At 66.4% G+C, this 25,117-nt stretch carries 22 protein-coding genes, 1 tRNA gene and 1 pseudogene; 8 read left to right on the forward strand and 16 right to left on the reverse strand.

The window, feature by feature from the left end:
• Positions 1–11 precede the first annotated feature (11 nt).
• Positions 12–932: a class I fructose-bisphosphate aldolase gene (locus tag CLV49_RS00700; RefSeq protein ID WP_243696486.1), complete on the reverse strand. Its 921-nt coding sequence runs from the start codon at positions 930–932 to the stop codon at positions 12–14.
• Complete coding sequence (iolC, locus tag CLV49_RS00705) at positions 929–1,888, reverse strand: 5-dehydro-2-deoxygluconokinase (protein WP_106561812.1); 960 nt, start codon at positions 1,886–1,888, stop codon at positions 929–931. Before iolC ends, CLV49_RS00700 begins: the two co-directional genes overlap by 4 nt.
• Before the next feature lie 156 nt (positions 1,889–2,044).
• Here iolC and CLV49_RS00710 point away from each other — a divergent pair, with 156 nt between their 5' ends.
• The 3 genes from CLV49_RS00710 (at position 2,045) to CLV49_RS00720 (ending at position 5,661) form a co-directional block, all read left to right on the forward strand.
• The gene (locus CLV49_RS00710; RefSeq protein WP_106564799.1) at positions 2,045–2,806 is read left to right on the forward strand and encodes a GntR family transcriptional regulator; all 762 of its coding nucleotides are present in this window, start codon (positions 2,045–2,047) and stop codon (positions 2,804–2,806) included.
• 109 nt (positions 2,807–2,915) lie between these two features.
• Positions 2,916–5,297, forward strand: a complete 2,382-nt coding sequence (gene treS, locus CLV49_RS00715) for a maltose alpha-D-glucosyltransferase (protein ID WP_106561813.1) — start codon at positions 2,916–2,918, stop codon at positions 5,295–5,297.
• A gap of 34 nt (positions 5,298–5,331) precedes the next feature.
• Positions 5,332–5,661, forward strand: coding sequence for a hypothetical protein (locus CLV49_RS00720; RefSeq protein WP_106561814.1), 330 nt, complete (start codon positions 5,332–5,334; stop codon positions 5,659–5,661).
• A gap of 7 nt (positions 5,662–5,668) precedes the next feature.
• Here CLV49_RS00720 and CLV49_RS00725 read toward each other — a convergent pair whose 3' ends face one another.
• On the reverse strand, positions 5,669–6,220 hold the full coding sequence (locus CLV49_RS00725) for a hypothetical protein (RefSeq protein WP_106561815.1): 552 nt from the start codon (positions 6,218–6,220) through the stop codon (positions 5,669–5,671).
• A gap of 88 nt (positions 6,221–6,308) precedes the next feature.
• Here CLV49_RS00725 and CLV49_RS00730 point away from each other — a divergent pair, with 88 nt between their 5' ends.
• Positions 6,309–6,677, forward strand: a complete 369-nt coding sequence (locus CLV49_RS00730; RefSeq protein ID WP_106561816.1) for a cupin domain-containing protein — start codon at positions 6,309–6,311, stop codon at positions 6,675–6,677.
• A gap of 18 nt (positions 6,678–6,695) precedes the next feature.
• On the opposite strand, the gene CLV49_RS00735 is transcribed toward CLV49_RS00730, so the two are convergent.
• Positions 6,696–7,085: an ester cyclase gene (locus CLV49_RS00735; RefSeq protein ID WP_106561817.1), complete on the reverse strand. Its 390-nt coding sequence runs from the start codon at positions 7,083–7,085 to the stop codon at positions 6,696–6,698.
• A 64-nt stretch (positions 7,086–7,149) separates the two neighbouring features.
• Positions 7,150–7,587, reverse strand: coding sequence for an alternative ribosome rescue aminoacyl-tRNA hydrolase ArfB (arfB, locus tag CLV49_RS00740; protein WP_106561818.1), 438 nt, complete (start codon positions 7,585–7,587; stop codon positions 7,150–7,152).
• A gap of 48 nt (positions 7,588–7,635) precedes the next feature.
• Between arfB and CLV49_RS00745 the strand changes: the two genes are divergently transcribed.
• A complete protein-coding gene (locus CLV49_RS00745) occupies positions 7,636–8,037 on the forward strand; it encodes an HNH endonuclease signature motif containing protein (protein ID WP_106561819.1) in 402 nt (133 codons plus the stop codon).
• 22 nt (positions 8,038–8,059) lie between these two features.
• On the opposite strand, the gene CLV49_RS00750 is transcribed toward CLV49_RS00745, so the two are convergent.
• The 4 genes and pseudogenes from CLV49_RS00750 to CLV49_RS00760 form a co-directional block, all read right to left on the reverse strand.
• Positions 8,060–10,765, reverse strand: a complete 2,706-nt coding sequence (locus tag CLV49_RS00750; RefSeq protein WP_106561820.1) for an ATP-dependent DNA helicase — start codon at positions 10,763–10,765, stop codon at positions 8,060–8,062.
• 11 nt (positions 10,766–10,776) lie between these two features.
• Positions 10,777–13,218 carry an AAA family ATPase gene (locus CLV49_RS00755; protein ID WP_106561821.1) on the reverse strand — a complete coding sequence of 814 codons (2,442 nt, stop codon included), beginning with the start codon at positions 13,216–13,218 and terminating at the stop codon, positions 10,777–10,779.
• On the reverse strand, positions 13,215–13,391 hold the full coding sequence (locus CLV49_RS18235) for a hypothetical protein (protein WP_158261872.1): 177 nt from the start codon (positions 13,389–13,391) through the stop codon (positions 13,215–13,217). Before CLV49_RS18235 ends, CLV49_RS00755 begins: the two co-directional genes overlap by 4 nt.
• Before the next feature lie 151 nt (positions 13,392–13,542).
• Positions 13,543–14,711: pseudogene (locus CLV49_RS00760) on the reverse strand (IS3 family transposase).
• 226 nt (positions 14,712–14,937) lie between these two features.
• Between CLV49_RS00760 and CLV49_RS00765 the strand changes: the two are divergent.
• Positions 14,938–15,513, forward strand: coding sequence for a hypothetical protein (locus CLV49_RS00765; RefSeq protein ID WP_106561822.1), 576 nt, complete (start codon positions 14,938–14,940; stop codon positions 15,511–15,513).
• Positions 15,514–15,746: 233 nt separating this feature from the next.
• Here the strand turns inward: CLV49_RS00765 and CLV49_RS00770 are convergent.
• Positions 15,747–15,821: transfer RNA gene (locus tag CLV49_RS00770), tRNA-Arg, on the reverse strand.
• 317 nt (positions 15,822–16,138) lie between these two features.
• Here CLV49_RS00770 and CLV49_RS00775 point away from each other — a divergent pair.
• A complete protein-coding gene (locus tag CLV49_RS00775; protein WP_106561823.1) occupies positions 16,139–18,700 on the forward strand; it encodes a LamG-like jellyroll fold domain-containing protein in 2,562 nt (853 codons plus the stop codon).
• Between the two features lie 161 nt (positions 18,701–18,861).
• Here the strand turns inward: CLV49_RS00775 and CLV49_RS00780 are convergent, their stop codons facing one another.
• The 4 genes from CLV49_RS00780 to CLV49_RS00795 all read right to left on the reverse strand — a co-directional run bounded on the left by CLV49_RS00780 (position 18,862) and on the right by CLV49_RS00795 (position 22,761).
• Positions 18,862–19,365 (reverse strand): HNH endonuclease, encoded by a 504-nt coding sequence (locus CLV49_RS00780; RefSeq protein ID WP_106561824.1) that lies wholly within the window; start codon positions 19,363–19,365, stop codon positions 18,862–18,864.
• A 346-nt stretch (positions 19,366–19,711) separates the two neighbouring features.
• On the reverse strand, positions 19,712–20,506 hold the full coding sequence (locus CLV49_RS00785) for a C40 family peptidase (protein WP_106561825.1): 795 nt from the start codon (positions 20,504–20,506) through the stop codon (positions 19,712–19,714).
• A 244-nt stretch (positions 20,507–20,750) separates the two neighbouring features.
• Positions 20,751–21,653 carry a M23 family metallopeptidase gene (locus tag CLV49_RS00790; protein WP_106561826.1) on the reverse strand — a complete coding sequence of 301 codons (903 nt, stop codon included), beginning with the start codon at positions 21,651–21,653 and terminating at the stop codon, positions 20,751–20,753.
• 412 nt (positions 21,654–22,065) lie between these two features.
• A complete protein-coding gene (locus CLV49_RS00795) occupies positions 22,066–22,761 on the reverse strand; it encodes an iron-dependent transcriptional repressor DtxR (RefSeq protein ID WP_106561827.1) in 696 nt (231 codons plus the stop codon).
• Positions 22,762–22,873: 112 nt separating this feature from the next.
• Between CLV49_RS00795 and serC the strand changes: the two genes are divergently transcribed.
• Complete coding sequence (gene serC / locus CLV49_RS00800) at positions 22,874–23,986, forward strand: phosphoserine transaminase (RefSeq protein ID WP_106561828.1); 1,113 nt, start codon at positions 22,874–22,876, stop codon at positions 23,984–23,986.
• Positions 23,987–24,056: 70 nt separating this feature from the next.
• Here the strand turns inward: serC and CLV49_RS00805 are convergent, their stop codons facing one another.
• Both CLV49_RS00805 and CLV49_RS00810 read right to left on the reverse strand, forming a co-directional pair.
• Complete coding sequence (locus tag CLV49_RS00805) at positions 24,057–24,713, reverse strand: DUF3027 domain-containing protein (protein ID WP_106561829.1); 657 nt, start codon at positions 24,711–24,713, stop codon at positions 24,057–24,059.
• A complete protein-coding gene (locus CLV49_RS00810) occupies positions 24,706–25,089 on the reverse strand; it encodes a cold-shock protein (protein ID WP_106564800.1) in 384 nt (127 codons plus the stop codon). Before CLV49_RS00810 ends, CLV49_RS00805 begins: the two co-directional genes overlap by 8 nt.
• Positions 25,090–25,117: the final 28 nt, after the last annotated feature.

Consider the following 25,117-nt stretch of genomic DNA (forward strand, 5'->3'; position numbering starts at 1 on the left):
GTGACCCGCGGTCAGCGGGAGTGGTCGGAGACGGGGTTCGGGTGCACGAGCCGGGCTGCGATGTCGACGGCCCCCGCGACGTCCCCGTCCGGCGGATAGAGCAGGGTGCGGCCCACCGTGAGTCCCCTGACGCCCGGAAGCGCGAGGGCGTCCTGCCAGGACGCGAAGGTGTCGTCGGGGTCGGCCCCGGAGTCGCCGCCCAGGAGGAGTGTGGGGAGCGTCGTCGCGGCCATGACGCGTTCCATGTCCTCCACGACGGGGAGCTTCATCCACGTGGAGGCGCTGCTCGCGCCGAGCCCCGCAGCGATCGCCACGGAGAGAACGACGGCGTCCGTCGAGAGGTCGTTGACGACGCGGTCCCCGTTCCAGCGGCTCATGAACGGCTCGAGCATGATGGGCAGGCCGGCCCGCGCGGCATCGGTGACGACGCGGCCCGTCGACTCGAGGGTCGGAGCCGTCCCGGGGTCGTCGAGGTTCACGCGGAGCAGCGTCTTCGCGAAGTCGATCCCCGATGCGACCATCGTGGGCACGTCGTACGCGGTGAAACGGTCGTCCATCTCGAAGCGGGAGGCGCGGAGTCCGCCGCGGTTCATCGATCCGACGACGATGCGATCGTCGAGCAGGCCGAGCAGGGCGAGGTCGTCGATGATGTCGGGCGTGCCGAGCACGCCGTCGACCCCCGGGTGCTCGAGCGCGATGGCGAGCCGGCGGAGGAGCTCGCCGCGATCGGCCATCGCCGTCGAGTCGCCGCCGACCGCGAGTGCGCCCCTGGCGGGGTGGTCGGCCGCGACGATGAAGAGCCGGCCGTCGCCCCGGAGCACGGGTCGGCGACGACGCGCGGCGAGCGCGGTTCCGATGGCCCCCGGGTCCTCCACCCGCGCGGCTCGGAGGCCCGCCAGTCGATCGGTCCACGTGTCGATCGTGATCGTCATGATTGCCCCTCCCCGAGGAGATCGTCGACCTCCGCCGTCGTCGGCATGGCCGTCGAGCACTCCCGCCGCGACGCGACGATGGCTCCGGCGGCGTTCGCGAACCGGAGGATGCGTTCGAGATCCCAGCCCGCCAGGAGCCCGTGGCAGAGGGCGCCGCCGAAGGCGTCGCCGGCTCCGAGTCCGTTCACCACGTCGACCGGATGCGGCGGCACCTCGACCCGTTCCGTCCGCGTCTTCGCGAGCACGCCCTTCGGCCCCTGCTTCACGATCGCGAGCTCGAGCCCCCGATCGAGGAGTGCATCGGCCGCGCGATCGGGATCGGTCTCCCCCACGGCGACCTCGCACTCCTCGCGGTTGCCGACGGCGACCGTCGCGTGGGCGAGAGCCGCGCCGATGTGATCGGACGCCTCCGCGCGCGTCGACCAGAACATCGGCCGATAGTCGAGGTCGAAGATCGTGAAGCTGCGGCGGCCGCGGGCGGCGAACGCGGCGGCGTGAGTGGTGCGCGACGGCTCGGCGCTCAATCCGGTCGCCGTGAACCAGAAGATGGAGGCGTCGCGGATCGCGTCCTCGTCGAGGTCGGCGGCCTCGATGGCCATATCCGGCGCCATGGGCTCGCGATAGAAGTAGAGGGGGAAGTCGTCGGGCGGGAAGATCTCGCAGAAGGTGATCGGCGTCTTGAGCGTCGGATCGGTGGGGACGAACCGGGGGTCGACGCCCAAGCGCTCGAGCTCGCGGGTGAGGTACCGCCCGAACGGGTCGTCGCCAACGCGCGAGACGAGGGCCACGCGGCGGCCGTGGCGGGCCGCGGCGACCGACACGTTGGCGGCGCTCCCGCCGAGGTACTTCCCGAACGTCGAGACGTCCTCGAGGCCCACGCCGTCCTGCAGCGGGTAGAGATCGACGCCGAGGCGTCCGACGGTGAGGACATCGAGTCCAGCGGTGTTCGCGGTCATACGACGGTGTACAACTTCCTTGACGGAGCAGCGTGGTCACGGGATTCCGTGGTCATGTCCTGACAATATCACAAGCGATTCGCGGTGGCGGGAAGTGACATCGAACCCGTCAGGTCATATTGTCGTCACAAACGAATGCGGACGGCGAGGGGCATCATGGCGGACGAACGGACCTACTGGCCGGACGAGGCCTTCGCCGATCTCGATCGCACGGGCCCCGTCCCCCTCTACTTCCAGGTCTCGAGCCGACTCGAGGCCGCCATCCACTCCGGGCTCATCCCGAGCGGTGCGCGACTGGAGAACGAGATCGCGATCGCCGCCCGCCTCGGCCTCTCCCGTCCGACCGTGCGGCGCGCCATCCAGGAGCTCGTGGACCGCGGGCTCCTCGTGCGCCGGCGCGGGATCGGAACGCAAGTGGTCCAGGGGCAGGTGACGCGTCCGGTCGAGCTCAGCAGCCTGTTCGAGGACCTCACGAGCACCGGCCACCGTCCGGGCACAGTCATCCTCCGTCACGAGGTGCGTGCCGCGGACGAGACGATCGCGAACCAGCTCGGCGTCTCCGTCGGCGAGGACATCGTGCACCTCCGACGGCAACGGACCACCGACGACGTTCCCGTCGCCGTGCTCGAGAACTTCCTCCCCGGCGAGTTCGCCGACATCACCACCGCGCAGCTCGAGACGTCCGGTCTCTACCAGGTGCTCCGCGCCCGCGGAGTGGCCATCCGGATCGCGAAGCAGAAGATCGGAGCCCGTCGCGCCCAGGGCGACGAGGCCGAGTTGCTCGGCATCGACAAAGGGCACCCCGTCCTCACCGTCGAGCGCGCGGCCTTCGACAACGCCGGGCGGGTCGTCGAGATCGGCCACCACTGTTACCGACCCGACATGTACAGCTTCGAGACCACCCTCGTGGCGAAATAGTCGGACGGAAGCTGCGGCGGAGCGCCCGTGCGTCAAGGGTCTCCGCAAGGATGGGAGCGGATGATCCAATGGACATCGATGATCGAGGATTGGACACGTGAACGCTGAGATGCCGAACGACCACGGGAACGTAGACGACCAGGGCGACACGCTCGACGAAGCGACCACACCCGCCGTCGATGCGACGGACGACGACTCGAGCGAGGCCGGCGAGATCACCTACGACGAGCAGCGGTACCCCGCGAGGCCCCGTCGCCTCCGGCCGCGCACGAACCTCCGCGGCGGCAGCCTGCGCCGGTCGTTCTCCGACCCGCGTGCGGCGAACGGCCAGAACCCGGCATATGTCGAGTGGCTCGTCCGGCACTCGATGCTGAAGGACGCCGACGTGCTCGGCCGCCAGCTCTCCGGTCAGCCGAGCATGTGGCGCCACCCGTACGCCCGTCCGGACGCGCGCCGCGCCGTCACGACGGCCGACGTCTGGTTCACGGCGTACCCGATCTCCGTGATCACCCGCGAGCACGAGACCTACCTCGGTGCCCTGGCCGACCCCGCACTCTGGAGCGCGTTCCAGGCGATCGGCATCAACGGCGTGCACACCGGACCGGTGAAACGAGCCGGTGGCATCACCGGCTGGTCGGAGACGCCGAGCGTCGACGGTCACTTCGACCGCATCAGCACCCAGATCGACCCCGTGTTCGGCAACGAGGAGACGTTCCTGCGCATGGCGGACGTCGCCGAGGAGCACGGCGGCAGCATCATCGACGACATCGTGCCGGGCCACACCGGCAAGGGCGCGGACTTCCGCCTCGCGGAGATGGCGTTCAAGGACTACCCGGGCATCTACCACATGGTCGAGATCCCGCCGGAGGAGTGGGACCTGCTCCCCGAGGTTCCGTCGAACCGCGACTCGGTGAACCTCGACCCCGCCACGGAGGCCGCCCTCTCGGAGCGCGGCTACATCATCGGCGAGCTGCAGCGCGTCATCTTCTACTCCCCCGGAGTGAAGGAGACGAACTGGAGCGTGACCGCTCCGGTCGTGGGCGTCGACGGCGTCACCCGCCGCTGGGTCTACCTCCACTACTTCAAGGAGGGGCAGCCGTCGGTGAACTGGCTCGACCCCACCTTCGCCGGCATGCGCCTCGTGATCGGCGACGCCCTGCACTCGCTCGGTGACCTCGGAGCGAGCGCGTTGCGTCTCGACGCGAACGGCTTCCTCGGCGTCGAGAAGAGCGCCGAGGGACTGCCGGCCTGGTCGGAGGGCCACCCGCTCTCGCAGGCCGCGAACCACATCATCGCCGGCATGGTGCGCAAGGTGGGTGGCTTCACCTTCCAGGAGCTCAATCTCACGGTCGACGACATCCGCGACACCGGCGCCGTGGGCGCCGACCTGTCGTACGACTTCATCAACCGCCCCGCGTACCAGCACGCCCTCGCCACGGGCGACACCGAGTTCCTCCGCCTCACTCTGCGCACGTCGCTCGAGTACGGCGTCGAGCCCGTGAGCCTCGTGCACGGCATGCAGAACCACGACGAGCTCACCTACGAGCTCGTGCACTGGTCGACGCTGCACCGCGACGACGTCATCACGTATCGCGGCGTCGAGACCACAGGGCTCGCGATCGCGGACTCCATCCGCGCCGAGCTCACGTACGTCCTCACCGAGAACGCCGACTACAACATGGTGTTCACGCAGAACGGCATCGCGTGCACCACGGCGTCGCTCATCGCCGCGTCGCAGGGTCACCAGACCCTCGACTCGATCACCGAGGGCGACATCCCCCACATCCGCGAGGCGCACCTCGTGCTCGCCGCGTTCAACGCGTGGCAGCCCGGCGTGTTCGCCCTCTCCGGGTGGGACCTCACGGGCGCCCTCACCATCCCGAAGGAGGAGGTCGCCGACCTCATCGGCGACGGCGACACCCGCTGGATCGAACGCGGCGCTCACGACCTCGTGGGCTCTTCCCCCGATGCCACGCGTTCGCTCTCGGGCATGCCGCGTGCGCGGTCGCTCTACGGCACCCTGCCCGAGCAGCTCGAGCGCTCCGACTCCTTCGCGACCGGGCTCAGGGAGATGCTGCGGATCCGCGCCGAGAACGGCATCAACACGGCCCGCCAGGTCGACATCCCCAACGTCGCCCAGCGCAGCATGCTCGTCATGGTGCACGAGATCGACGGGGAGGACGGCGAGATCACGACCCAGGTGACGGTGCTGAACTTCTCGGGCGAGCCCATCGACGGCGCCGTGCTGTCGGAGTCGCTCCCGCCGCGCGCGATCGTCACCGACGTGGCGACGGGCGAGACGATCGCGAAGGTGGACGACCTCCACAGCTTCCCGATCCACCTCGACGCGTACGGACGCGCGTTCCTCATGCTGCAGCCCGGACCGCCCGAGCCGCCCACGGCGACGACCGCGATCCCGATCATCGGAACGGCCACGTCGTCGATCCCGACGATCACGTCGGCGATGCCGATCATCCCGCCCGCGCACTGATCTCGCGCGAGCGCGTGTCGAGGAACGACCGACGGTGATCGACGTCGTGCTGAACCTGTTCATGCTGCTGCTGGACGGGCTCAGCGTGGTGTTCGGCGGTCGGCGACGGTTCGATTTCCGGGAGACGGTCGCGTCGGAGAGCGGCGGGTTCGCCCTCGGTGTCGAGCGTCGGAAGAGTCAGCCGTACCTCGAGATCCGGTTGCGGACGAGGCTCGGCACGGGTCGCGAGCACTACAGGCTCACCCTCGACGAGTACGAGCGACTCGTCGGTGATCATGCCGCCGGCACCGCCTTCGCGGCGGAGTGCCGGAACGGATCGCACGACGACCGCCGCTTCGTCACCGGGCGCCGCCGCCGCGGGTGACGGCCCGTCAGGTCCAGCCGAGCGAGCGCGCTGTCCCGATCCACCGGGCGAACCCCGCCGGCGATGATGCGAACGCCTCGGGGAGCGTCGAGCTGTGGAACCAGGGGCCGATCGTCACGCCCGGGTAGCGACGGGAGAGGTCCGTGAGCACGGCTCCGAAGACCTCGTGCGGGTCGAAGACGGAGTAGAGGGTGCGGCGGACGCCGTGGACGGTGAGCAGCAGATCGCCTGCGTCGACGCGTTCGAGGAGAACGTGGTAGCTCACGTTCTGCATGCCGCCCTGAGTCGTCATGGCCTGCAGGAGCTGGGCGCCGAACCATCGTCCACGTCCGCCACGTCGGTACAGCCAGAGGCCGGCGCCTGTCCCCTCGATCTCGACGGGTCGGACGTCGAGCACGGAGGTGAGGGCGAGATCGAGTTCGGCGAGAAGGCGATCGAGGTCTTCGGCCGTGCCTCGGAAGGCGATCGCCGGCGAGTGGTTGATCTCGGACTGCTCGAGCGCGCGACGTGCCTCGTCGAAGGAGTTCGTCGAATGTGTTCCGTCGGTCGGGGAGGTCACGCTGACACTGTACCGGCGGCGTTCGTGGGACGCCGGAGCAGATGGGTCGATCCGGGCAACTGCACCTCGGCCGCGCCGGTACGGTGGAATGGTGACCGCCGACACCCGTAACGTCTTGACCGCCCTCTCCACGATCTCGGAGCACTGGCAGCCGCATCGCCTCGTCAGCATCAACGACTACGACGTGAAGGTCGTGAAGCTGCAGGGTGAGTTCGTGTGGCACACGCACCCCGACACCGACGAGCTCTTCCTCGTACTGAGCGGTGAGCTGACGATCCAGCTGCGCGACCGCGATGTCGTCCTCGGCCCGAACGACGTCTTCGTGGTTCCCAAGGGCGTCGAGCACTGCCCGCGGGCCGACCAGGAGGTGCATGCGATGCTCATCGAACCGCAGGGAACGGTGAACACGGGCGACGCCGGAGGCGAGATGACCTCGCCGCTGCGCGAGCTCGACTGAGCTGTCGGGGGCCTCCAATCACCCGGTGAGCTGAGCGCGGAGCTCGGCATCCGGTGAGCCTGTGAACTCCGCGATGCGCCCATTCGCCACGCGGTACATCGCAAACTCCGCCACGTTCACGTGTCGCCTCGTCGGCGCGATACCGAGGTAGTCGCCGGTGTGTGTGCCGCTCCCCCGCAGGTGGGCGGCGATCCGGTCGTCCTCCGCGACGAGCTGGATCCGCTTCCAGCGCCAATCGGGGAAGGCGTGGAAGAGCTCGGCGAGATCCGCGATCCACGCCTCGGCGCCGCGAGGAAGGTGCGCTCGGCGCACGCCCGGGTCGATGAACTCGCGAATCGCGTCGAGCTCGTGGCGGTTCAGAGCATCGAGGTAGTCGCCGAACCACAGATGCATCTCCCACGACTCCACCCCTCCATTATCCCGGGGTAGGGACGGAGGGGTGCGGCCGGTGGACGTCGTCGGGGCAGGACCGTCAGTCGGTGGGACGCTTGCGCAGCTGCTTCGTCTGGCTGCGCTTCTGGTTCGCCACGACGCGACGCTTCTGGGCGCCCTTGCTCGGTTTCGTGGGTCGACGCGGAGCAGCCGGCGGCCGTAGCGCCTCGGCGACCACGTCGGCGAGCCGGGCGAGCGCCGCCTCCCGGTTGCGCAGCTGCGCGCGCTGCTCCGATGAGGCGATCGTGAGCACGCCGTCCACGAGACGCCCGTCCAACCGACCGAGCACCCGCTCCCGTTGAACGGGCGACAGCGCCCGCGACGCCGCGGCATCCCACACGAGCTCGACGCGCGAGTCGGTCGTATTCACGCCCTGCCCGCCCGGACCCGAAGACCGCGAGAACCGCCACGACAACTCCGAGTCGGGGATCGTGACCCCCGATGTCACGCGGAGGCCGGGGCGGTGTGGAGTGGCCATGGGTCCATCATCCCCTCCGGCGACTGCAAGATCTGTGGCAAGCCCGTCATGGAGATAGACCACATCGATGGCAGCTCTGCCGATCTGGGCAACCTCCAACTCCTCTGCGCGGACTACCATCACACGAAGACCGCAGAGAGTCTTGTACCTGCCAGCGCCGAGCAGAGCGCGCTCTTCATGACACGAGTCGCTCCGGACATTCCTAGACTTCTCGCGGATGACAAGGTCACATGGCAGACGTCGTGGAGCGGGCTCAAGTCTTCCCGGAAGGCACGTTTCGTCGACAGCCTAAAGACTGCAGGGATCGACCTCTCGGGGCTTGAGACCCGAGCCCAGATGATCGCGGCGCGCGAGACGCAAGTTCCAATGCCGTCGCCACGGCCCCAAGAATACGACGAGGCCGACTACGGATCGAACTTCCTCGCCGACGCGACAGAGCGGTCAGCGTGAAAGCCAGGAGCCGACCGGCACCCTAACGCGTGACGGGCGTCAGGCCACGCCTTCCTGACAGGAGCGCCACGTCCTTCGGGCTCGACTTGCGCTCCAGCTTTTCGATCACGGATTGCTGCGTCTCAGGGGTCCAGAACACCTGAAGCTTCTGGCGCGCCCTCGTCAAGGCCGTGTAGAAGATGCTGTGTGAAATGTCGTCCTCATTCGCGTCCGTCACAACTACCTTGACCGACTCATACTCGAGACCCTGGGCTCGGTGAATCGAGACCGCGTAGGCAACCTGGAACGGGATCGAAGTATTCAACGCCGCATCGTCATCGTCGCTGTTGGCCAACTCGAAGACGTCGAAGGCGACAACCGAGTCCCGCACCCACGCGAGCTCAGTCCCCCAGACCGAAAGCTCAGTAACGTCTCGCGCGAGATCGATCTCGAACCGGACTCGGCCGGGCACTCGCTCCATACCGACGATCACGCCCTTGAGGTTGTTGTAGATGAGCGGCTTGAACCGCTCGCTGTCGTTGAAGACGACAGGGTCCCCGATCTTGTAGGTGGCAGGTCCCCATTCGACCGAAGGGTTCGGGTTGCTGCTCTGCAGGAACCGGTTGATGTTGTTGATCCCGTAGAGCCCGTCGTAGTTGAGGCACAGGATGATTTCGTCCTCACGCTGAGGCTCGAACAAAGTCTCGTTCAGAATGGTCGAGTAGCCACCCCTCGTCATCGCCTCCGTGATGTCGTCTTCGACATTGCGCACCTTCTGCCAGAGCCCGAGGAGCGCGGTATTTGTCGTGCGGTACGGAGTCTCCAGCTCGAAGACCGACGCTTGTGGCACGAACGACCGCATCATCCCAAACCAGTTCCCGAACTGGATCGACTCAATTTGGTACACATCGCCGACGAGAACGAGCAACTTGAACCGAGTTCCCTGGAGAACCTTGAGCAGGGCTTCGTTGCTGACCGTGCTGCACTCGTCGATGACGACGACCTCAAACTCGGGGTCGGACTGGTTCCGCCAGTTGTGGCTCGCGATTGTCCGGAACTGTGCGTGCTGCGACTGCACACGACGACGGAGATTGTCGACCGCTGGGTGTGTGTTCGCGAGGAAGAGCGTCGGCGACTCGTTGAAGTAATTCGCGATGTAGTTCACCATCGTCGTCTTGCCAGTTCCGGCTGCACCGTAGACGAGTGCGACCCGCGACTCCTCGAAGAGTGATCTCAGGGCGCCGGCCTTAATTGGGTCGTCGATCAACTGAGGACGCTCGTCCAACCATTGGTCGATGGCGCTCCCCCAACCACCAACACCTGTGGCGGCATTGGCCTGCACCTTCTCAACGATCTCGACAATCTCGTTCTCGTAGCCCCGGATGAAAACATGCCCGCGATCTACTTCGAGCGTCCGGGCCTGGTGGCGCGCGCTCCGATATAGCGCATCGTTGTGTTGCTCGATCAAGGCAGGTACATCGCCGAAGCCCTCAAGGTCGGCGATCGGAGTGTAGAGCATCCCGTAGCGATCGACGTTGTTCTTCACTCGTCGGGCCAATAGCTCGTGCGTGCGATCGGTCGAGTCGATGGCTTCCATCAGGTCCCGAAACCGCGGGTTGTGGCCCATCGGAGACGTGCAGAACGGCATCTGATCGAACGGAATGCAGCCCCACTGAAGATTCAGCCCGGACAACCGTGCACATCCATCGGAGTTGTACTGCTGACGCACCACGGCATTCTTGAGCTGCAGCAAGAGGTACCGTAGCACCACGTAGCCGCGGCGCTTCTCCTTGATGATCGCCCGAGCTTTGTCTAGGGCCGGGAAGATCCTTGGATCTCGGGACCGCTCGGTCACCTTGGCTTTGACGCGTTCGTACCGCCGGTCTGACAGGTCCATGAGATCAACCAAGGTCGACTCGGTCGACGTCAGGTAGTCCATGAGAGCCCGATATTCGGGACCGCCGGAGTTGACGTTCGTTGACGGACCAACCAGGCGCGCGAAGTTCTCAAGCTCACACGGACGGATAGACACAGCCCACTTTCGGATGACCGTGATCGGCATTGTCTGCCCGAGCACGTCGATCGACTCAGAACGTAGCGTCAGATAGGCAGCGTACTTGTCACCGACATCCTGATCGGTGAAGGCGATCACGCGGTCGAACTTACTGTTGCGATCAACCGGATTCGTGAAGGTCACCTCGTAGTAGATCCGACCGTTCACGAAGAGGGGGCGGGTCTTGAGGACGTAGTATCGCGAAGACGAATCTCCGGCCTCGGGGAGGCTTCGCACCGCGACAATACGAGCAGCGATCTTCTCGTGGTACTCCCGGAGAGACGGATCAAGGTCCACTGGGAATGACTCGAGGTTGGCAAGCACCTCGAGGCCGAACGTGTCGCTAAGGAAAGCGCGGACTCGCAACAGGTACTCGTAGTACTTGAGCATCAAGCGTTCGGAACTGTCGCCGTCGAACGTGTAGTGCGAGGTGCTCGGCTGAAGCAGCGTATAGAAGCGATTCAAGAACGCGAACTTGCCCCGCGACTTGATGTGCGCGAGTGCGGCCGTGATCGCGGCATAGTCGTGCTCGGTGTCGCCGTCGTTGGTGTGCACCAGAACCGCGACACCCTCGACGAGGTTCCGGAGCTGCAAGAGCATGTTCTGGGACAGGAGTCCGCGGTCATCGCCGAGCGCCTCGATGTTGCTGCAGACCGCTTCGTCGATGCTGCTTACGTGCTCGTAGACGGTACTCACAACGTCCCCGACTACTTCTTCTTGAGGTTCAGGTTGTAGTTGCCGCAGTCGCAGCGGAGTGCATCTTCGGGCCAGCCGGTATAGATCCATCCGCCGCAATCGGGGTTGTCGCAGGTGAAGAGATCGAGGAACGCGCGCGTCGCATCGAGAACGGGCTCCAGATCATTCACAGAAGCGTTCGCCCAGTCGTTGTTGTGCACCATCGAGTTCACGAGCCACACTTCGGATTCCTGCTCGGGGACGATGGCGGCGCGCTCCGCCTTCTTCGTTTTCACTACTTCGACCGCTGTCTCGTCGCCCCATGAGTTCGCTGCTGCTGCTGCCTTGGCGAGCAAGTCGCCGTGACGACCCTTTACCGCAGACAGGAGCACCGACAGGTCGTAGTTGTTGTCTCCGCGGAAGGGCACCTTCCCGCCGATGGCCTCAGCGATATCTGCGGCTGCGGCTTCCAGCCGCCGACGAAGCTTGTGCGCGGCACCAGCGACGTCCTCCTTGGCGAGGTCCTCGTCAATGCGCTCCCAGATGTCGCCCTGCTCGTAGACCGGGCCACCATCGACGGTCCATCCATAGAAGCGCGCCTGGGACTTCGAGGTGATGAGACCGGCCGACTGCATCTGACGGGCCCACACGACGTCGTGGGTCGTGATGATGAACTGAACGTCCGGGAATTCGCTCTTGAGCAGTTCGCAGAACTGGCGGCGGTGGTTGACGTCAACCGACATCACCACGTCATCGAGTACGGCGTAGCGAAACCCCTCGCCAAGGAGCTGCTTCACGAGAGCGAGGTACAGGCAGACGCCCATCCCGTCCTGATGTCCCTCGCTGTGGTAGGCCGTGGGCGGGAACTTACCGATGCCGTAGAAATCCACGGTGAGGTCAAGACTCCCCGACGTGGGCTTCAGTTCGGCGGTGAAATGCCCCTCGTCGTCGGAATTGATGATCTGGTAGTAGCGGCTGAAGTCGGCCTCGACGGACTCGTAGAGTTCTTTGAGCGCCGTATCCGAGACCGCGCAGTACTGGTCATAGATGATCTGGGCATTGTCGCGAACCGCCGTGGCCTTCGTTGCTTGAGCGCGTGCAACGCGAACGCGAGCCCACCGATCCTGAGCGATGGCGAGATAGGTTCGGGCGGCGGTCGAAGCAGTCTGGTCGGGCAGTGCTTTGAGGGTCGTATCCAGGTCTCCGACGAGGCGACGGGTATCGGACTCGATCGCGAAGATGGAAGACGCAAGCGCATCGGCGGCCGCCAGGACCGATTCAGGTGTGGTCCCGACGGCCTGGTTATGAGCCGAGATAGATGCGGAGAAGTTCGAAAGGAGGTGGGGAAGCGTGTCGTCGCCGTGCGAGGTCGCGAAGGGAATTGCCTTGTCGATCGACTCCTTCAACTCGCGAAGACCAGTGCGATAGGCCGTTGCGGCTGCCAGGAGCTGCGTCCGCACGCCGACGGCGCTGCGAGAATGCTCGAGCTTCTCGGTGAGATGCGCGCGAAGGGTGTCGATGTCTTCCCAGTCGTGGTCGCAAAGAGGACAGTGTCCATCGACTAAGGCCGCAAGGCCGGCGTCAACGAGTTGCTGGTGTTTGAGGGCTTCTAGCAGCGTTGGGTCGTCAGCAAGCTCCTGCGCGATCGTCGCGAGCGCAGTCTGCTTCGCGGCGAGTTCCGTTGTGTCGTCCACTGCATCGATCAGACCGGCGACCTCGAGCAACGCGGTCGCGAGGTTGAACGTTCCCGCCTCGCCAGCGGCAGTGAGCCCCTCCTCGAAGTTGGTATCAATGGTGACGTCCGTGAGTGGATCAGCGCCAAGAACTGCTCGCCGAGCATTGATCTCACGGGCGATGCTCTCGGACAGCAGCTCGCCGATGCCCAGGTGAGCTGCGAAGTTGGTCTCCGCCGTCGACCGCTCGGTCGTGGCCGTGGTGAGCGCACCGCTCGTCTTGGTAAGCGACGACTTGAGAAGCTTGCGGAACTCATCGAGACGATCGAGCTTGAGGAGCGCCTGCACTTCCTGGGCTCGCTCGCCCGGCTTCGACAGCACGTACTTAATGATTTCGCGGCGCGACAAGGTCAGTTCAGGGTGGACCTGGGCCTCGGCGATGGAAGCGCGCATCGGCTCGGTGTCCGGATCGAGCGTGAACTCACCAGGGTCCTTGATGCTGCGTCGGAGCACCGCGGTGTCACCGGTCACGATATCCTTGACGGTCAGCTCGACGACCGCGGCGCCGGGATCGTCTCGCTTGTGAACGTGCGGGCCGTGCTTCACGAGCGTGACACCACCAGTTCCAGCGCCGAGTAGGCGGTGGATGCTGCCCGACAATGCGAAGTCGATCGCGTCAACCACGCCACTCTTGCCCGATCCGTTCGGGCCGTGGATCGCGAACGACTTCGACCTCAGGGGTAGATCCAGTACTCGGATACCGCGGAAGTCTTCCATGTGGAGATGCTCGAGTTGGATCATGCGAACTTTTGCCCGCTGTGCTGCTTGATAAATTCGGCCACAATCTCCGCAGTTGGGAGCTTTTCGCCGAGAAACGCCAAACCGATGGCCTTGATCAGATCCTCGTTCAGCCCCTTTTCCGTGAGCTTAGCAAGGTAGGACACCAGTACTGCGTCCTCGAGCGGAGTGCTCATTCTCTTGTCCTTATTCTGATCGGGGGTCATATCGCCACTTAGTATGACGATTTATCTTTTTTTCTGTAGAGGTCCTCAGGACTCCGCAGCCTCTGTTGCCGAGTCGCGCGGGCTGAAGACGGGTCTGATGCAGGAATCGGTGACAGGTTAGTCACGCGGCCAGCTCGGCCGGTGGTTTCATGATGGTCTCGTACTCGACGGGGGTCAAACAGCCCAGGCCGAGCTGTCTTCGGCGTCGGTGGTAGGTGCGTTCGATCCAGACAACGATGGTCATGCGTAGTTCGTCGCGCGTGGCCCAGGCGCGACGGTTCAGGACGTTCTTCTGGAGCAGGCTGAAGAAGCTCTCCATAGCCGCGTTGTCGCCGGCAGCGCCGACCCTCCCCATTGATCCGACCGGCCCGTGGTGGGCCAGAACGGTCAAGACTATCCGGGACCGGAACTGGCTGCCCCGGTCCGAATGAACGATGCAGCCGGCGACGTTGCCTCGGCGGGCGACCGCTTATTTGATGGCGTCGACGACAAGGCGGGACTTCATCCGATCGCTGATTGAGTAGCCCACGATCCGGTTGCTGAACACGTCTTTCACAGCGCACAAATACAACTTCCCCTGCCCGGTCCAGTGCTCGGTGATGCCGGTCAGCCAGAGCCGATTCGGCGCTTCGGCGGCGAACACACGTTGCACGTGGTCGTCGTGGACTGGTGGACCAGGCTTGGTACCTTTTCGGCGCCGGCGGCGCTGCACCGCGGACATGATCCCGGCATCCGAACACAACCGCCATGCGGTCCGGTCCGCCATCGGGAACCCGACCTCGCGAGCTTCGTCGGCGAGGAGCCGATACCCGATTTCGGGATCTTCCCGATACGCTCTCGTCAACGCGTTGACCCGGTCTTGGCGCAGCGCCTCGGTGGGGGTGATCGGGTGGGCCAGCCACCGGTAATACGGTTGGCGGGCGAGCGTGAGGACCCGGCACGTCACCGCGACGGGAACCCCGTCAGCGGCGAGCTCTTTCACGAGCGGGTAGAGCCTTTTCCCGGCAGATTCGCCTGCGACAAATACGCCGCGGCTCGCCGTAGGACCTCGTTCTCCTGCTCAAGGAGCCTGGTCCGTCGGTTCGCGGCCCGCAACTCGGCCGAGTCCGACCGCTACGTCCCAGGCTTCGCCCCGTCGTCGATGTCGCCTTGACGAATCCACTTCGACAACGTGATCAGGTGCACCCCAAAATTGGAAGCGATCCGCTCGAGCGTCACACCCGGCTCGCGACCCCGCGCGGCTCGGACAACGTCCTCCCGGAACTCCTTCGGAAACGGCTTCGACGTGATGACATACTTTCAGGCCGCCCTCCCGGACAAGCCAGATCAGTTGTCAGCAATCCCTGCATCAGACCCAAGCCCGGGAACTGCAATTCGATGCCGTGCTCGCTCGATCATCTGAGCGTCTCGAGCGCTTGGCTGGAAAAGATCCTTCGCGAACAGGATGAATTGGACGTCGAACTTGCGACGCGGAGTGTCCTCGACTCTGGCTGCGCGGCCCGATTAGGCTCGCCGCGTGACTCCCTCTGACGCCGGTGCGCTGGTACTCGATCCCACAGCTCAAGTTCTGCTCACGATCTTCGGTGCTGCACTGGTCACCGCGGCCTCCGGGTTCGTTGGCGCGTGGTTGCAATCGAGGCGCGATCACAAGCGCTGGGTGCGACAAGAAAGGCTCGGCGCCTACGTCGCTTTCATGAAGGTTGCCCAAGATCTCGCTGGGATTGCTCGCGACGTGGAGAAGACAATAGGCCGTGGGCACGCCACTCGCGCCGCGGTCGATGAGGCTAGGACTGCGTTAGCGGCCAGCGTAGATAGTTCCGAGCGCGCTCACTTAGCCGCCCAGGTGCAGCGTCACCAGGACACATTGGAAGCCCTGATCGCGGCTCTCGCCGACAATCAGGACCGACAGAAGATGCTCATGGACACCGTTGTAGACAGAGCAACCGCTTTCTACTTACTCGGTCCAGCGAAGGTCGAAGATGCCGCAACCGCTTTCGCCGGCGCGATGGGCGTCGGAGGCTCCGAGGAAATGGACCGCCAGCTCGGTCGACTCCATGCAGTGATGCGTGAAGCGCTGAGAATCAAACATTGAGCGAGTTCGGGCGGTGACCATCTGCACTGGATGCCTCAGAAAGAAGCCATTCCGAACCGCCCCGGGCCCGCCACCCGTACTGGCGGCTACCAGCCGAGACCTTCCAGTGACTCAGCCTCGCTGCGCGTAATTTTCGGGGATGCTCTCCAGACAAGAGCGACACCGCTCTCGCTCGACGGTGGAACCTTGGGCTTCGGATAAGAATTCGAACCTCAGTCCTGTGCACGAACACCTGGTGCCCCTGGAGGGACTCGAACCCCCAACCAACTCCTTAGGACGGAGGTGCTCTTCCATTGAGCTACAGAGGCCAGCGCACGTCAGTCTATCGGACGGCCTCGCTGCCCTTCCATCGTCCGCTCACTCGCCTCCGTGCCACACGAGGACGTCGGTGCGAGCGCTTTGTGCCCCGAGTACGCGACACAAAGCGCTCGAAGTGACGACATCGCGGGCTTGACGGCGACGACACGAGGCCACCGGGTCGAAATCCTCCACGTACCGCGCGTTCACCGGCGAGACACACGACGGGGCGCAGCGGGCAACGCGGGGTTCACGGGAGGACGGAAGCGTTGAGACGTTTCCAGTGGAAACAACTCCCCCTCCGTACAACCCTTCGAAGGACACTCCTGTGCATTCCTCCCCCTCCGCCCCCTCCGGCGGATCCGGTCGACGCCGAACCGCCGTCCGCACCGCTGCGGCGGCCGCGGCGAGCGCCGTCGCCCTGAGCCTCTTCGCCGCGTCGCCGGCCGCACCGGCCGTCGCCGTCCCCGAGGACCTCGCGTCGCGCTTCACGTTCGCGGTCCTCCCCGACACGCAGTTCTACTCGCGCTACTCGGCCGACCAGTTCCTCCCCCGCTACGGCACCGACCCGTACCGCGTGCAGACGGAGTTCCTCGCGGAGAACGCCGACGCCCTCAACATCCCGTTCGTCGCGCACCTCGGCGACGTCGTCGACCGCGTCGGCACCACGCGCGAGTGGGAGGCCGCCGACACGGCGATGCAGACACTCGACGATGCGCAGCTCCCCTACTCGATCCTCCCGGGCAACCACGACGTCCGGAACTCGAACGACACGGTCACCGACGTCGACTACGACCTCGCGAACGAGCCCTTCCTGCAGTGGTTCGGCCCCGACCGCGCCGCGGGCGTCTCCACCTTCCAGGGCAGCGACCCCACCGGCCTCAGCCAGTATCACGTCTTCGAGGCCGAGGGCCAGGAGTTCATGGTGCTCGCCCTCACCTGGCGGGCGTCCGAGCAGACGTTCCAGTGGGCGCGCGACGCGATGGCCGCGCACCCCGACGTCCCCGTCATCCTCACCACGCACTCACTCCTCAACATCGAGGCCGACCAGGAGACGCCGCGCGACACGGAGTACGGCGACAAGCTATGGGACGAGCTCATCGCCCCGAGCGACCAGATCTTCCTCACCCTCAACGGGCACTTCCACGGCGCCACGAAACAGACGAAGACCAACGATGCCGGCCACGCCGTGACCCAGGTCCTCATGGACTACCAGATGGCCTACGAGGGCGGAAACGGCTACCTCGGACTCATGGAGTTCGACCTCACGAACAACGCGATCAACGTGCAGACGGCGTCGCCGTGGGTCGTGTCGAAGCCGCAGGACACCCTCACGAGCTACGACCAGCCGTTCCTCGAGGCACCCGGGCAGCAGTTCACGATCGACATCGACTTCGAGGAGCGCTTCGCCGCCTTCGACCCGGACTTCACCGCGGGTGAGCCGACCCAGCCGAAGCTCACCCAGGCCGCGCGCGACATCCTGCTCGACGGCTTCGAAGGACCCGACCCGATCTCCACCGAGATCCCGGGCAACGAGCTCGACTACGTCGAGGCCGACGGCACCGTCGCGCACTGGCGCATGGGCTCGCTCGACGAGGGTGTGCTCCCCGAGGGCGGCGTCGTGCCCGACGTCGCGAACGGCAACGACCTCACACGCGTCTCGATCGCCGACTCCGGCTCCTCGACCGCCGAGGTGGGCGACGTCACCATCGTGAAGGACGACGTGCACGACTTCTCCTCCGACGGCGCCGCGATGTGCTTCGCGAACGCCGACCAGGCGGCCGGCCGCTTCAGCTACCTCGAGACGGCCGACGATGCCCCCGCCAACGACGAGACCTTCGATGACGGCTACACGCTCGAGACGTTCATCAAGCTCGACGCCAGCTGGACGGCCGAGGCGAACGGCTGGTCGAAGGCCATCGTCCGCTCCGGCAACCGCTCCGAGCTGCCCGGCATGCCGTGGTCGCAGTGGGACTACACCGCCTCCCCCGCCGCCCTCGGCATCTCGAACCTCCGCGAGTTCCAGTACACCGAGGTCCCCACGGAGACCACGAAGGGCGACCGCACCGCCTGGTCCGGCGAGATCATGGTCGACAGCTGGGCGCACGTCGCCATCGTCAACGACCCCGACACCTCGACCACCACGATGTACGTCGACGGCGCCCCCGTGCTCCGCAACGCGACCGATACCCTCGGCCAGAGCATCAACGAGGACACGACGTGGCTCTTCGGCGCCGACTTCGTGGACGAAGCCGCCCGCAACGGTTGGAACGGCTGCATCGGCGAGACCCGCGTGATCGACCACGCGACCGACCAGACCGAGTGGCTCACCCAGCGCGCCGACCTCAGCACCCTCACGGTCGACGCTCCCACGGGAACCCTGCCGTGGGACACGGAGATCACCGAGCTCACCGGCACGGGCTTCCCCGGAGCCGAGGTCACGCTCGGCGACGCCCCCGAGTCGACGGATGCAGCGGCCGTGGCGGCGCGCGCGGCCGGTGAGCTCGCCGGCACGACGACGGTCGCGGAGGACGGCACCTGGACGATGTCGCTCGACGCGGCACTGCCGCCCGGGTCCTACTCGGGCGCCGTCGTCCAGGCGCTCGGCGCCCGAGCGTCCGACGCGGTCGCGTTCGACTTCGCCATCGCGGCGGCGCCCGGCGAACCCACGACGGAGCCGACAGCGCCCGGCACCGACCCGTCCGACCCGGGCACCGGCGGCGGAGACGACGCAGGCAACGGCACCGGGAGCGCACCAGACGGAGACCTCGCCGTCACCGGTGCCGACACGGCTCCTTGGCTCCTCGGAGCCGGGATCGCCCTGGTCCTGGGAGCAGCCGCGCTCCTGATCGCGCGCGTTCGACACCGACGCCACCACACGGCCGACTGACAGCACACGACGGGAGGCCCCGTCCGCGTGCCGAGCGGGGCCTCCCGGCGCCTCCTGAGAAGCAGCGTTTGAGCGTGATTGCACCGTTATAGCGGCGTAATCACGCTCAAACGCTGCATCTGGCGACGGCGGGAGGGTGGTCCGTCAGGGGCAGCGCCGTGTCAGGCGGCCGCGACGATGTCGAGGTACTGGTCCCACACGGGGGTCGTGCGCTCCACTCCCCGGACCGCCCACGTGGGGCCGTGCGGGGTCTTCGGCGTGACACGGAGGCTCCAGCCCATCTCGGCGGGCGTGCGATCGCTCTTGAGGTTGTTGCACTTGAGGCAGCAGGCCACGAGGTTCTCCCACGAATCCTCTCCCCCGCGCGAGCGCGGGAGGATGTGGTCGATGGTCGTCGCGCTCTTGCCGCAGTATCCGCAGTGCTGACCGTCGCGCCGCAGGACTCCGCGGCGGGTCACGGGCACTCGCCGGGAGTGCGGGATGCGCACGTAGCGCGTCAGGACGATCACACTCGGCCGATCCCACGACCCGGAGGCGGCCCAGACGGGGTGCCCCGTGTCGACTTCGACGACGGTCGCCTTGTCGTTCATCACGAGCATGAGGGCCCGTTTGAACGACACCACGGCGAGTGGTTCGTATCCTGCGTTCAGCACGAGTGTGCGCATCGGTTGTTCCTCTCGAACGGCCGCTTGGGTTTCCGGTAATTCGAACTGCACCGACACGAGACGAGGATCGTAGGGTTTCAGGCAACAAAAAAGGCACCGTCACGTGGACGGCGCCCTTCTTCACTCGGTTCGAGACCGAGGCACAGTTGGCTGAAATGCTTCAGGACGTACAGGCCGCGCGCATCCGTGGGGTGGATACCCGTAACCCTGTCCATTCGGCTCCCCTTCTCCTCGAGAAGTGTCAGAGCATCAGAGTAACCCCAATCCGTCGGGAATCGTCCGCGGACCTGCGGATCGTCGACGTGTCGTCACGCAGAGTTCACACGGCGGACCGAGAACCGGGAGGTCAGCCGTTGATGCGGACGATGTAGTAGTCGCTGGTCCAGATGGCGCGCATCTGCACGACCTTGCCGGGACGCGGAGCGTCGAGGATCATGCCGTTGCCGGCGTAGAACCCGTCGTGACCGTTCATGATCACGAGGTCACCCGGCTGGGCCTCCGCCAGGGAGATGCGCGTACCGGCCGCGGCCTGCGCGCTCACCGAGTGGGCCAGGTTGATACCGAACTGTGCGTACACGTACATGACGAAACCGGAGCAGTCGAATCCGGACGGCGTGGAACCGCCGAAGACGTACGGCGTGCCGCGGTACTCGAGCGCCTTCTGGAAGACGGCCGAGAGGCTGAACGACGTCGTGGGGGCGGAGGTCGATCCTGTGGAGGCGGCGCTCGTCGTCGTGGTCGTGGCAGCCGATGCGGCGGCGGCACGAGCCGCGGCCTCCGCCTCAGCTGCGGCCTCCGCTGCCGCGAGTTCCTCAGTGGTGGTCGCCGAGTAACCGCCTGCCGATGCTCCGGCGAGCGCCGTGTCGCCGTTCACCGTGAGCGACTGCGTCTCGATCGCGGCCGCCTCATACGTCGTCGGAGTCACGGGGCCGGGCTCCGTCGCGAACGCCGGCAGGGCGGTGGTACTGAACAGGCCGGCGACGATCGCGGTTCCGATGATGCGCGCACGAGCCTGTCGCGCTCGACGTGCGGCGGCGAAGCGACGCTCGGCCTCCCGTCGGGCTGCCCGCGAGAGCGGCTGCATCGCGCCGAAGGAGGTGGCTTCGGCACGGGTGGAACGACGGGCGTCGGTGGAATTCACGAATGACTCTCCAGCGCCCGCGCGGCGCGGCGTGAGCCACTCGCCGCCTCGCTCGGTGGTTCTGGAATCGGCTCCGGGGCGAGGCGCGAGCACCCGGGTCCGAGTCCGCCCATCGGGTGGGGAGGCGGACTCGCACTACCCTAAGGCAGGATCAGAGGATGAGCGAATTGTCCACAGGCTCAGATCACGGATCGGTAACAATTACCAGCGAACTCGGAGGAAGAACGGCGGCGGTCCGATCGAGTCAGGCGACGCCGTTCGCGCGCAGCCAGGCCATCGGGTCCACGAGCGAGCCGTTGATCTTGACCTCGAGGTGGAGGTGGTTCGCCGTCGAGCGTCCCGTGCTGCCCACCTGGCCGATGATCTGGCCGGCCGAGACCGTCTGACCGACCTGCACCGTGCGGGTGCCGTACGTCATGTGGCCGTACAGCGTCGAGACGGTCTGTCCGTTGATGACGTGGTCAATGACCACGGCGACGCCGTATCCGAAGTAGCTCTCCGACGAGATGCGGACGACACCGTCGGCGATGGCGCCGATCGCAGTGCCGCCGGCGCAGAGCATGTCGACACCGTTGTGGGCTCCGCCACGCGAGCCGAAGCCGTCACCGATGGTCGCGGTGACCGCAAGCGGGTAGCGGACGGCACCGGAACCGGCGATCGCTCCGAAGATCGCGGAGCCGCCCGATGAGGTGGAGCCGCTCGAGCCGCTTGCGAGGGCGGCCTCCGCGGCCTTCTTCGCTGCCGCTGCGGCTTCGGCCTCTTCCTTCGCCTTCTTCGCCGCTGCGATCTCCTCGGGAGTCGTCGCGGCATAGACGTCGCGGTTCACCGTGAGCGCACCGGAGGCCGACGAGACCACGAGGGTCTGCGCAGAGCCTTCGGCGACCGAGTGGGCGGTCTCGGTGGTGCTGACGTCGGGTGCGACGGCGTAGGCCGGAAGAGCGACGGTCGCGAACAGACCGGGGACGACGAGGGCGACGATCGCCGTGGAACGGAACGACTTGCGCGCAGGAGCGCGCTTGATCGCCGAAGCCGGGGCGGTCTGCGCAGGCACACGTGCGGAGCGCTGGGCGCCGTCGGTGGAGCGAGAGTTCGACGTGGGGACGGCCGGTGACGACGTCCGCTTCTGCGGGCGAGCCGATGCAGCCATGGAGGCGTCTCGACGCAGCGACCGCCGTGAGGGGAGTTCCGATGTGGTCGGCTCGGTACGAGTCGGATCATTCGATCGCTCGGGTGCCGAGTCCTCAGGAGTCGAGGCGGATGACAGGACCAATAGGTGACCTCCGGCGTCCCGAACCCTTGCGGGCAGCTCTCGTCACAACCAAAGTGTTGGCCTCTCTCCGCGATGTGACGAGTCTCGGGACGACTCGCGGAGGGTCCGTCGGTCGGCTTGTCGACCTTTGGACTTCCCCGAGAATACGGGAGATTCCGCGGAAAAGCACGTCTCAACCGGGGTGAAAACCGAGATAGTAACGGTGCGGTAACGACGAATACCTATCTGATCCGGGTTTTAACCCGAATTCGACGACGAAGGAGTCGCCGGTCCGATCGGGACGACCTGCCTACGCGATCGAGACGTAGATGTGGCCGGCCACCTCTGTGGGCAGTTCGAGGCCGTCACCCTGGCCCTCGACGCGCACGAGGACGTACGAACCGGACCGGGAGAACGTGGCGGTGGCGCCGGGCGTGACACCCGCCTGCTTGAGTTGCAGAAGCAGTTCCGGCTCGAACTGGACGGGCTCGGCGAGTCGGCGGACGGTCGCGACGACGGGGGTCTCGGACCCGCGCACCACGTCGACGATGTTGATCACTCCCGTGGTGAACGCGGCCGCGGCCGAGCCACCGAGTTCCTCGAGGCCAGGAATCGGGTTGCCGTACGGGGATTCCGTGGGGTGGCCGAGCACTTCGAGCAGCTTGCGCTCGACCTGCTCGCTCATCACGTGCTCCCAGCGGCACGCCTCTTCGTGCACGAACTCCCACTCGAGTCCGATCACATCGCTGAGGAGACGCTCGGCCAGGCGGTGCTTGCGCATCACGTGGACCGCACGGCGTCGACCCTGATCCGTGAGCTCGAGGTGGCGGTCGCCCGACACGACGACGAGGCCGTCCCGCTCCATCCGTCCGACGGTCTGGGACACGGTCGGGCCGGAGTGACCGAGCCTCTCGGAGATGCGCGCGCGCAGAGGCACGATGTTCTCCTCCTCGAGATCGAGGATGGTGCGGAGATACATCTCCGTCGTGTCAATAAGGTCGGTCATCGACAACCCCTTCGAATTCGCGCACGTCGACTCTCAGCCTACTGTTTCCCGCGGCTCCTCCGGCGCACCGGCTCGTCCGCTGCAGAGAGTCGCTCGCCTCTAGAATCGAGCCATGCCTGAGCTCGTCATCCCCCGTGATCTCCTGCCCGCCGACGGACGATTCGGCTGCGGCCCGTCCAAGGTCCGCCCCGAGCAGGTGGCGGCCCTGCAGGAGGCGGGTCCCGCCCTCCTCGGAACCTCCCACCGCCAGGCGCCCGTGAAGTCTCTCGTGGCGGACGTCCGTCGCGGCCTCGCCGACCTCTTCTCGCTGCCCGACGGCTACGAGATCCTCCTCGCGAACGGCGGCTCCACGTCGTTCTGGGATGCCGCGGCGTTCTCCCTCATCGAACGTCGAAGCCAGAACCTGGCGTTCGGCGAGTTCGGTCAGAAGTTCGCGACGGCTGCCGCAGCCCCGTGGCTCGAGGCACCCGACGTGCGGAAGGCACCCGGCGGCGGCATCGTCGCACCGGAGGCCGTCGAGGGCGTCGACGTCTACGCGTGGCCCCACAACGAGACCTCCACCGGCGTCATGGCACCCGTCCGGCGCGTGCACGGCGACGAGGGCGCGCTCACCGTCGTGGACGCCACGAGCGCCGCCGGCGGACTCGACGTCGACATCGCCGAGACGGACGTCTACTACTTCGCACCGCAGAAGAACTTCGCGTCGGACGGAGGATTGTGGTTCGCGGCCGTCTCCCCCGCGGCGATCGAGCGCATCGAGCGCATCGCGGCGAGCGACCGCTACATCCCGGAGACGCTCGCCCTGTCGAACGCCGTGTCGAACTCACGGCTCGAGCAGACCCTCAACACCCCGGCCCTCGCGACCCTCGTCATGCTGCGTTCACAGCTCGAGTGGATGAACGGAAACGGCGGACTCCCCTGGGCGAGCGCACGCACCGCCACGTCCTCGGCCACCCTGTACGACTGGGCTGAGCGCACCTCCTACACGACGCCGTTCGTCACCGAGGCAGATGCACGTTCGAACGTCGTCGTCACGATCGACTTCGACGATGCGGTGGACGCCTCCGCCGTCGCCAAGGCACTCCGCGCGAACGGGATCGTCGACACGGAGCCGTACCGCAAGCTGGGCCGCAACCAGCTCCGGGTCGCCACGTTCGTGGCGATCGACCCGGCCGACGTCGAGCAGCTCGTCCGGTCGATCGAGTTCGTGGTCGACGCCCTCTGATCCGCTGGATGCACGACGAAGGGGCCGGTCGCGATTCGACCGGCCCCTTCGTCGTGCATCCGTCAGCGGATCAGCGGACGCGCTCCTCCTCGTCGGAGTCGTCGTCGTGGTCGTCGTCATCGTCATCGTCGGAATCGTCGTCGAAGTCGTCGTCGTCCGACTCGTCGTCATCTGAATCCTCGTCGTCGTCCGCAACGGCCGCCTCGTCGATGTCGAGGTCGTCGTCATCCTCGTCGAGGTCGGACTCGTCGATGTCGTCGTCGTCCTCGAGACCCTCGGCGTCGAGGGCCGCGGCCTCCGCCGCCTCCTGCGACGCGCGGTAATCGGCGAGCCGATCCGACCAGGGAACCCAGTCCGGTGCCGTCAGGGCGCCCTCGCCCGGCATCATCGAGATCTCGAGCACCGTCGGCGCCTCGTCCCCCACACGGGCGATCGTGACGGTCCAGAACCAGCCCACGTAGCCTTCGACGCGGCTCGAGAAGCGCAGCGACAGGACGTGCTCCGCCTCGACCGTGTGGCCGGCGTCCGGTCCGACGGTGCGCTCAGGGGTCACCTCGAGGAGCGCCGTCCGCGCGAGCCCCCTGGCGGCCACGAGCGTCTCGTCGGCGACGAGAGGCGTCTCGACGTCCGTCACGGAGTCGGCGGCCCCATCGACCGCCTCGACGGCTGCATCCCCAGAGACGACGGCCTCAGCGGTCGCCTCGACGGGCTCGACCTGCTCAGGCATCGAGCTCGTCGGCGACGCGGCGGAGAACAGCCGCGACCTTCCGTCCCTGGGCACCCTCGGGGTAACGACCCTTCCGGAGCCCGGTGCCGAGTCCGTCGAGGAGCTTCACGAGGTCTTCGACGATGATCGCCATGTCGTCGGCGGACTTGCGCTTCATCTTCACGAGGCTCGGCGGCGCTTCGAGCAGCCGGACCGAGAGCGCCTGCGCGCCGCGCTTGCCGTCGGCGATGCCGTACTCGAGCCGCGACCCCGTCTTCACGCTCGTCACGTCCGCTGGCAGAGCAGACGCGTGCAGGAACACTTCCTGACCATCGTCTCCGGCGATGAAGCCGAAGCCCTTGTCCTCGTCGTAGAACTTGACCTTGCCGGTGGGCATGGGGACCTCGCTGTGTTTCGAACGCCGA

The sequence above is a fragment of the Labedella gwakjiensis genome (genome assembly GCF_003014675.1).
Taxonomy (GTDB): domain Bacteria; phylum Actinomycetota; class Actinomycetes; order Actinomycetales; family Microbacteriaceae; genus Labedella; species Labedella gwakjiensis.

Bases quoted from the DNA above. Each gene is read 5' to 3' on its own strand.
- CLV49_RS00700 (WP_243696486.1), bottom strand. From the start codon at position 932: ATGACGATCACGATCGACACGTGGACCGATCGACTGGCGGGCCTCCGA.
- iolC (WP_106561812.1), bottom strand. From the start codon at position 1,888: ATGACCGCGAACACCGCTGGACTCGATGTCCTCACCGTCGGACGCCTC.
- CLV49_RS00710 (WP_106564799.1), top strand. From the start codon at position 2,045: ATGGCGGACGAACGGACCTACTGGCCGGACGAGGCCTTCGCCGATCTC.
- treS (WP_106561813.1), top strand. From the start codon at position 2,916: ATGCCGAACGACCACGGGAACGTAGACGACCAGGGCGACACGCTCGAC.
- CLV49_RS00730 (WP_106561816.1), top strand. From the start codon at position 6,309: ATGGTGACCGCCGACACCCGTAACGTCTTGACCGCCCTCTCCACGATC.
- arfB (WP_106561818.1), bottom strand. From the start codon at position 7,587: ATGGCCACTCCACACCGCCCCGGCCTCCGCGTGACATCGGGGGTCACG.
- CLV49_RS00745 (WP_106561819.1), top strand. From the start codon at position 7,636: ATGGAGATAGACCACATCGATGGCAGCTCTGCCGATCTGGGCAACCTC.
- CLV49_RS00755 (WP_106561821.1), bottom strand. From the start codon at position 13,218: ATGATCCAACTCGAGCATCTCCACATGGAAGACTTCCGCGGTATCCGA.
- CLV49_RS18235 (WP_158261872.1), bottom strand. From the start codon at position 13,391: ATGAGCACTCCGCTCGAGGACGCAGTACTGGTGTCCTACCTTGCTAAG.
- CLV49_RS00780 (WP_106561824.1), bottom strand. From the start codon at position 19,365: ATGCGCACACTCGTGCTGAACGCAGGATACGAACCACTCGCCGTGGTG.
- CLV49_RS00790 (WP_106561826.1), bottom strand. From the start codon at position 21,653: ATGGCTGCATCGGCTCGCCCGCAGAAGCGGACGTCGTCACCGGCCGTC.
- CLV49_RS00795 (WP_106561827.1), bottom strand. From the start codon at position 22,761: ATGACCGACCTTATTGACACGACGGAGATGTATCTCCGCACCATCCTC.
- serC (WP_106561828.1), top strand. From the start codon at position 22,874: ATGCCTGAGCTCGTCATCCCCCGTGATCTCCTGCCCGCCGACGGACGA.
- CLV49_RS00805 (WP_106561829.1), bottom strand. From the start codon at position 24,713: ATGCCTGAGCAGGTCGAGCCCGTCGAGGCGACCGCTGAGGCCGTCGTC.
- CLV49_RS00810 (WP_106564800.1), bottom strand. From the start codon at position 25,089: ATGCCCACCGGCAAGGTCAAGTTCTACGACGAGGACAAGGGCTTCGGC.